The sequence below is a fragment of the Aeromicrobium piscarium genome, assembly GCF_007421815.1.
Classification (GTDB): domain Bacteria; phylum Actinomycetota; class Actinomycetes; order Propionibacteriales; family Nocardioidaceae; genus Aeromicrobium; species Aeromicrobium piscarium.
In genome coordinates this window covers 186397-193341 of the sequence record NZ_VLNT01000006.1, presented here as the reverse complement: position 1 = coordinate 193341, position 6945 = coordinate 186397, and the positions used below count along the sequence as shown (strand labels likewise).

Below are 6945 nucleotides of genomic sequence, written 5' to 3'. Positions count from 1 at the left end.
GTCATCCGACGCACGCCCTCGTGGTCGATCCTCCAGGCCAGGTCTCGGACCTGGTTGGTGACGATGGCGTCGCTGACCGTGCGGGCCGCGACAGGGCGGTCGAGGCGCGCCCAGTCGCGATAAGTCCGCGCGGCGATCTGGCAGCCCTGCTCACGCAGGACCCGACAGATCGACTCGACCGCGCGGCCCTCGGCCCGCAGCTCGTCGATGAACGCGACGATCATCGATTGCGGGGGTCGAGTTCCCCCGCGAAGAAAATCGAGGCCCTGCGCAGGACCTCGTTATCTTCCTCGAGCCGCCGGACCTTGGCCTTGAGCTCCTTGATCTCAGCCAGCTCCTCGGACGTGGCGCCCTGGCGCTGGCCGCCGTCGATCTGGGCCTGGACAACCCAGCGGCGCACCGACTCCTTCCCGACCCCCTCGCGACGCGCGACGGTCTCGGCAGCTGCGGTCAGCGACGGATACTCCGGCAGATGCTCCAGCACCTGCCGCACGCACCGCTCCTTGACCTTCTGATCGATCTTCTTCGGCATGGTCTGCATCCTTCCAACTCACAAGGATGCGGCGGGAAACCTGGGGCGCTTCACAGTGCCCGCCTACGCGAGTTTGAGGCTCGGTGGCGAGTGACCGTCGCCAACCGTTCACCGCGAGGAACTGCGCTGACCAATGACGGACTGGCCATCGTCTCGTGGGCGCGTTCCGTCCTCCACGAGGCCGACCTGATGCGAACCGCGCTCGCAAGCCTCAGCCACGAACGACACGCAGAGCTGGAGGTGGCCGCCAGCCTCACGATTGCCGAGTTCATCCTTCCCCGGTGGCTCGGCGAGCTACGCAGTCGCTCGACACTCGTGCGCCCCAAGCTCCATGTGGTCAACAGCGAACGAGTCGCTGAGCTCGTCCGCACGCGGACCGTGGATCTGGGTTTTATCGAGAGCGCCGGAGTTCCGCGCAGCCTAGGTCACACCGTCGTGGGTTCTGACCAGCTCGCCGTCGTCGTGGAGCCGGGTCACCCGTGGGCACGCCGCAGCACGCCAGTGCCTCGCACTGACCTCCTCAAGGAGGCATGGGTTCTCCGTGAAGTCGGAAGCGGCACACGCAGCACGTTCGAAGGGGCTCTGAGAAGCGAGCCTCAAGTCGCACTGGAAGCCGATTCGACGACCGCGATGCTCGGCGCGGCGCGCGCCGGGGTCGGCCCAGCGGTCGTCTCACGCCGCGCGGTCGTGTCCGAGCTGGAGACCGGGAGACTCGTCGAGGTCCCGCACGACCTGGATCTGTGGCGTCCGCTCAACGCCATCTGGCTCAGAGACCGACGATATCCGGCAGCAGCAGAAGCGCTCCTGCGGATCGCCCGGTCAGGATCAGCCGGCCTCCGACGTAGCGCCGCGCCCGACCACACCTGACGAGACAATGCGCGGTCTCGAAGACCGAGACCGCGCATCGGTAACGACCGATACGGTCAGCTTGGATCGACCGTGACAAGATGTTGTCCGCTCTGTACGATCTCGCCCTGGCTTACGGCGATCTCGACCACGCGCCCTCCGTCTGACATCACAGGGATCTCCATCTTCATCGACTCGAGAATCAGGATCGGCTCGTCGGCTTCCACCTCGGTTCCCGGTGTCACCAGAACGCGCCAGACACTCGCACTCATCTCGGCGTTTATCATTTGAGTCATGCTGTTTCCTTTCCACTGAGAGCTTCAGATTGCAGATCCCGCACGATCCCGGTGTCGTACCGTCCGGAGCTGAAATGCGGACTCGCCACGAGCCTGCGCAGGAACGGCAGATTCGTCTCCGGGCCCTCGACGACGAAGTCCGCAAGCGCCTCGCCGAGTCGCTCGAGCGCGGCTTCGCGCGTCGCGCCGTGGACGGAGAGCTTCGCGAGCAGCGGATCGAAGAACGGAGTCACCTCGTTGCCCGAGGTGAACCCCGAGTCGACGCGGACCCCCGAGCCAGCCGGCTCAGTCCATCGGGTGATCTTGCCCGGACGCGGCATGAACCTCTCGGAGTCCTCCGCATAGATTCGCGCCTCGATCGCATGCCCGGACGGCTCAATGTTGAGGTCTGCGATGTCGACGTCGTGCCCGAACGAGACGCGGAACTGCAGTTCGACCAGATCCAGTCCGGTCACCAACTCAGTGACCGGGTGCTCGACTTGGATCCGAGTGTTCATTTCGAGAAAGACGAACGTTCCCGCGCGCATGTCGACCAGGAACTCAACCGTGCCGGCATTCGCATACGAGATGGACTCGCCGAGGTTCACGGCAGCCTGCACGAGGCCTGACCGAACTTCGTCCGTCAGGAACGGCGCAGGGCTCTCTTCCGCGATCTTCTGGTTACGTCGCTGGACGCTGCAGTCCCGTTCGCCCAGCGCGACCACGCGGCCGTTTGGCAGTCCGAAGATCTGCACCTCCACGTGGCGTGCGGAGTCGAGGTAACGCTCGATGAACACGTCTGGCGAGGCGAAGTTCCGCTGTGCGGTCTCCTGCACGCGCGAGTAGGCTCGGATGAGGCTGTCCTCGCTGCGCGCCATGGCCATGCCGATCCCACCGCCCCCGTTTGCGGCCTTGACCAGAACCGGGTAGCCGAGCTCGTCAGCCTGACGGAGCGCGTTCTCCGACGTTGACGCGGGTTCTGTCGCGCCGTTCACCGGCACGGAGAGACGCGCAGCAACCTCCCGCGCGTGCAGCTTGTTACCCATCGCCGCAATGACGTCCGGTGACGGACCGACCCAGATCAGGCCCGCTTCTATGACCGCCTGAGCGAACTCGGCGTTCTCGGACAAGAACCCGTACCCGGGGTGCACGGCGTCGGCACCGCACTCGATGGCGGTCTTCACTAGCCCCGAGATGTCCAGATACGGGGCGACCGGTGGAACCACGGTCGTAGGAACAGCGATGTCCGCGTTGGTCACGTACGGAAGATCAGCGTCCATGGCCCCATGTAGGACCGCGGTGCGCATTCCCAACCGTCGGGCGGTCTGAATGACACGGTTGGCGATCTCGCCACGGTTCGCGATGAACACCGTTGAATGCGCTAAAGGCTTCATGCTCATTCCGTCCTCAGAAGCTCGTCGGCCAATGCCGCAGGAGGTGTTCGCCGATGCCATTCGTGCGGCCCAGGTGGTGCACGTCCAGCGCGTCGATGATGAAATCGCGCGTGTCCGCCGGGTCGATGACTTCGTGGACGCCATAGACGCTCGCGATGTCGTAGGCGCTCGTGCCGCGCGCCATCTCCGTGTACCCGCGCTCGAATGCCTCCGGGTCGCTCTCGGGAGTGACGCCGTACACGATCTGCGTGCCCGACCGGGGATCCATGAAGCTCACCTGGCTGGTCCACCAGGCCGCGACAGCATGCGCCGTCTCAGCCCCGCCCATGTTCACGAATGCCTGGCCGTAGTTCTTGCGCAGCATCACGGTCACCTTCGGCACTGTCACGAGCGAAAGGGCGTTCATCCAGTTGATCACCTTCCCCGCGATCTTCTGACGCTCGGCCTCGAGCCCGACCAAGAAGCCCGGTTGATCAACGAGGAACAACAGCGGAATGTTGTAGGAGTCGCACATCACGAGCATGTTGACCGCCTTGTCACAGGCGTCGGCGTCAATCGCACCACCCTTGAACATCGGGTTGTTCGCGATCACGCCAACGCTCTTGCCCCCGATCCTCACGAGTGCTGTCGTCAGGTTCTTCGCGTAAAGCGACTTCAGCTCGAATACGGAGTCCTTATCGGCAATCTGCGCCAGAACCTTCCGCATGTCGTAGACCTGCGACGGGCTCTCTGGCACAAAGGACTCGATGTCGACCATGCCAGCACCGGAACTTTTGGGGACCTCAGCCGTCGGGGGGGCGACCTGATTGTTGCTGGGCAAGTACGAGAGGAAGCGACGAATAGCAGCCACGGCTTCCGCGTCGGTGTCGACCACCATGTCCACAAGGCCTGTCTGCGCGCCATGAATGCGCCAACCGCCCAACTCTTCCTTGTCCACCTGCTGAGCCGTCGCCATGCTCACGAGCTTCGGGCTCGAGACCGCCATGACACTGCCCTTGCGGAACACCGAGAAGTCCGATGCCACGGCGTGCCAGGCCGCCGATCCGAAGGAGAAGCCGAACACTGCAGCCACCCAGGGACTCTCTCGACCGCGCAGAAATCGAACCTTGTCGCTCATGCTTCCCATGCCCGCACCACCCATGATGTCCGGCATGCGAACCCCGGTGGACTCGGAGAAGTAGACAACCGGGAATCCGCTCCGAAGAGCGAGATCCTTCATGTGCTGCATCTTGCGGTTGCTCACGGGGCTGCTTGACGCGCCCTTGACCGTGAAATCGTAGGCGACGGCCGATGCAAGCCGCCCATCGATCCGACCGGTGCCCGTGACCTTGCCGTCGGCTGGCGTCGAGTCCTTGTCCGCGGGAACCTGAGACGTGGCGAACAGGCCCATCTCGCGGAAGGTGCCCTCGTCGAAGAGGTGCGCGATGCGCTCCCGCGCGTTCAGTTCGCCCGCTTCGGCGCGCCGAGCCAACTTCGCAGGTCCGCCCATGGCCATGGCAGCCTCCCGCTTCTTCGCATCCACGTCGATGCGTTCCTGTCGGTTCATCGTCATCGTTGCTCCCTCTCAATGTTCAAGATCTGTGTGCAGTGGTCGTCGAGCGCTCGTGCCACGACGGCGGCGTCCATCAATTCCGAGACGACCGGGATTCCCAGGTCCCGCGCGCGTCGGGCATGGGTTCGAATCGCCGCGTCCACCGCGGCGTCGCCGTCTGAGCGAAGAACGAGGATCGCAGGGATCTGGCGGCCGTCGCCGCTGCGTGCCTTCGCCACTGAGTCGATCAGGTTCGCCAAGACGTCCTGGTCGAGGTGCGAAGCGTTGCTCAAGATGACGCCGACATTGATGTGGGCGACGAGGAACGAGGCGACCGCGCCCTGAAGCGCCGTGCGGAGAATGCGCTCAGCGACCGCTCCGCCCTCCACCAGCAAGGTGCCCGCCGGCGTGTCGATCGGGTTCGAGAGACCGTTGCCAGGCGGAAGGCCCAGTGACTCCAGGTCGGCCACAATGGATGCTGACAGCGTCGGGACCGTCAGCCCCGCTCGGCTGAAGGCATCGGCGGCCAACACGCTCGTTCCACCACCGTTGCCGAACAAGAGCACTCCACCGCCGGGGATGAGCTCGGCAGCATCGATAGCCTGGAAGGCACCGAGAACATGGACGAAGTCGTGGATCGTGTCGACAAGGTGGACCCCCGCCTGTCGAGCGATCGCCGGCCACAGGTGGTAATCGCTGGCGATGGCTCCCGTGTGTGAGACTGCCGCCGCAGAGCCGTCCTTGGTTCGCCCACCCGCCAGGAGCACGACCGGCTTCGAGTGGGCCCGCTGGCGCAAAACGTCCAGCAGTTGGCGGGCGTTTGCCAAGGATTCCAGGTAAACGCCGATGGCCGACGTCTCCGGATCGTCCAAGAAGAACTCGACGGCTTCGGCGGGTGTCAGGTCGGCTGCGTTGCCGATGCTGATGACCGACCGGAAGGCCACGCCCCGGTTCGCGCCCAGGCGGACCACGTCCACACTTAGTCCGCCACTTTGTGAGATGACCGAGATGCTGCCTTCCTCGCGAGGGGCCCGGTCCAGGAACGTGAGCCGTCCCGCAGGAGAAAGCGTCCCGATGCAGTTCGGCCCCAGGACGCGAATCTCGTTCTCACGCGCCACGGCGAGCAAACGCTCCTGCAGATCCGAACCGTCCGCGGTCTCAGCGAAACCACTGGAGATCACTTGGGCAAAGTGGACCCTGTTCGAAGTCGACAGGACCTCGACAACCCGTGCTGCACCCACGGCGACGTAGGCGTAGTCGACCTCCTCATCGATCAAGTCGAGTGAGGCGAACGCCGGCAGTCCTTCGATCTCAGCGGCAGTCGGGTGAACGGGAACGATGCGACCTTGGAACCCGTACTCGAGCATGTTGCGAATGAAATTGTTCGCCACGTTCTTCGTCGTCGTGGATGCACCCAGCACTGCAACGACCCGGGGACTGAGCAGCCGTTCGAGGTCGACACGGTCGCGGAGCCCATTGGGCGCGGCCGCGACCGGATCGGAGCAGATCAGGCGAGCGTCGACGACGGTGGCACTGGACGGACCGACGATGACCGGGTTGAGGTCGACCTCGACCACGTTCTCGGGCAGGGATTCTAGAAAGCCGCCCGGTCCTGCGACGTTCATGACCAACTCCACGAACCCATCGACGTCGGCAGGAACCGCTCCCCGGAATCCGTGGAGAAGCTTGACGACCTTGAGATCCGACAGCATGCGCCGGACGTCGTCTTCTCTGACTGGCACGATGCCGAACGCCACGTCCTCCAGGAGCTCGATCATGGTTCCGCCGAGCCCCACCATCAACGACCAGCCGACGCCCGGAACCCTCACCGCGCCGACTACCAGTTCCTGGCCCGACTCCGCCATCCGTTCGACGATGAAGCCGGTCACCTCATGCCCTGCTGTCGAAACCGACGTCTCCACATCGGCCATCACGGCAACGAGCGACTGCGCATCGGTGACTCCGACGCGGACTCCCCCGGCATCAGACTTGTGCACCAGCGTAGGTGAGACGGCTTTGACCACGTAAGGACCTGCAAAGCTTGGGGCGACGGGGCTCCGAGACGCCTCGAGGGGAATGAAGGTCCCCGACGGGACCGCAATTCCCCGTGACCGGAGAAGTTCTTTGGCCTCCCACTCGCCCACGCTGCCGGATCCGCTCGGTACCGCACTCCCCTGCATCCCGCGACTGCGCTTCAGGTCTAGGTTCTCCACGCTCGCTCCTCGTCCGGCTGTGATCTGTGCCACGCAGATCAGAGTCTTGCTGAGCGGATTGAGCCGGGGAAGGCTGCAGGACGTGCCACTGCGATAGTCGATCGTGATCGCTCTGGGCGTTCCTGCACGCCGCCATGTGGGAACGGCGACGGGA

General features: G+C 64.6%; 5 protein-coding genes, 1 pseudogene and 1 other annotated feature. Of the genes and pseudogenes, 1 reads left to right on the top strand and 5 read right to left on the bottom strand.

The features are described 5' to 3' along the window. Window positions 1-532: pseudogene (locus FNM00_RS19220) on the bottom strand (transposase family protein); the annotation flags it as partial. Further along, window positions 129-263, bottom strand: a sequence feature (AL1L pseudoknot). (Overlaps the previous pseudogene by 135 nt.) A 90-nt stretch (window positions 533-622) precedes the next feature. On the opposite strand from FNM00_RS19220, the gene FNM00_RS09855 reads away from it, so the two are divergent. Beyond that, window positions 623-1399 carry a LysR substrate-binding domain-containing protein gene (locus tag FNM00_RS09855; protein WP_185973081.1) on the top strand — a complete coding sequence of 259 codons (777 nt, stop codon included), beginning with the start codon at window positions 623-625 and terminating at the stop codon, window positions 1397-1399. Between the two features lie 56 nt (window positions 1400-1455). Here FNM00_RS09855 and FNM00_RS09850 read toward each other — a convergent pair whose 3' ends face one another. From FNM00_RS09850 to FNM00_RS09835, 4 genes are read right to left on the bottom strand one after another with little or no spacing between them, the layout of a single operon-like run. Next, a complete protein-coding gene (locus FNM00_RS09850; protein WP_143913257.1) occupies window positions 1456-1674 on the bottom strand; it encodes an acyl-CoA carboxylase biotin carboxyl carrier protein subunit in 219 nt (72 codons plus the stop codon). Further along, window positions 1671-3053 (bottom strand): acetyl-CoA carboxylase biotin carboxylase subunit, encoded by a 1383-nt coding sequence (locus FNM00_RS09845; RefSeq protein ID WP_221933668.1) that lies wholly within the window; start codon window positions 3051-3053, stop codon window positions 1671-1673. The genes FNM00_RS09850 and FNM00_RS09845 overlap by 4 nt, the downstream gene beginning before the upstream one ends. A 7-nt stretch (window positions 3054-3060) precedes the next feature. After that, window positions 3061-4599, bottom strand: a complete 1539-nt coding sequence (locus FNM00_RS09840; RefSeq protein ID WP_221933667.1) for an acyl-CoA carboxylase subunit beta — start codon at window positions 4597-4599, stop codon at window positions 3061-3063. After that, on the bottom strand, window positions 4596-6791 hold the full coding sequence (locus FNM00_RS09835) for an acetate--CoA ligase family protein (RefSeq protein ID WP_143913256.1): 2196 nt from the start codon (window positions 6789-6791) through the stop codon (window positions 4596-4598). The genes FNM00_RS09840 and FNM00_RS09835 overlap by 4 nt, the downstream gene beginning before the upstream one ends. Window positions 6792-6945 lie beyond the last annotated feature (154 nt).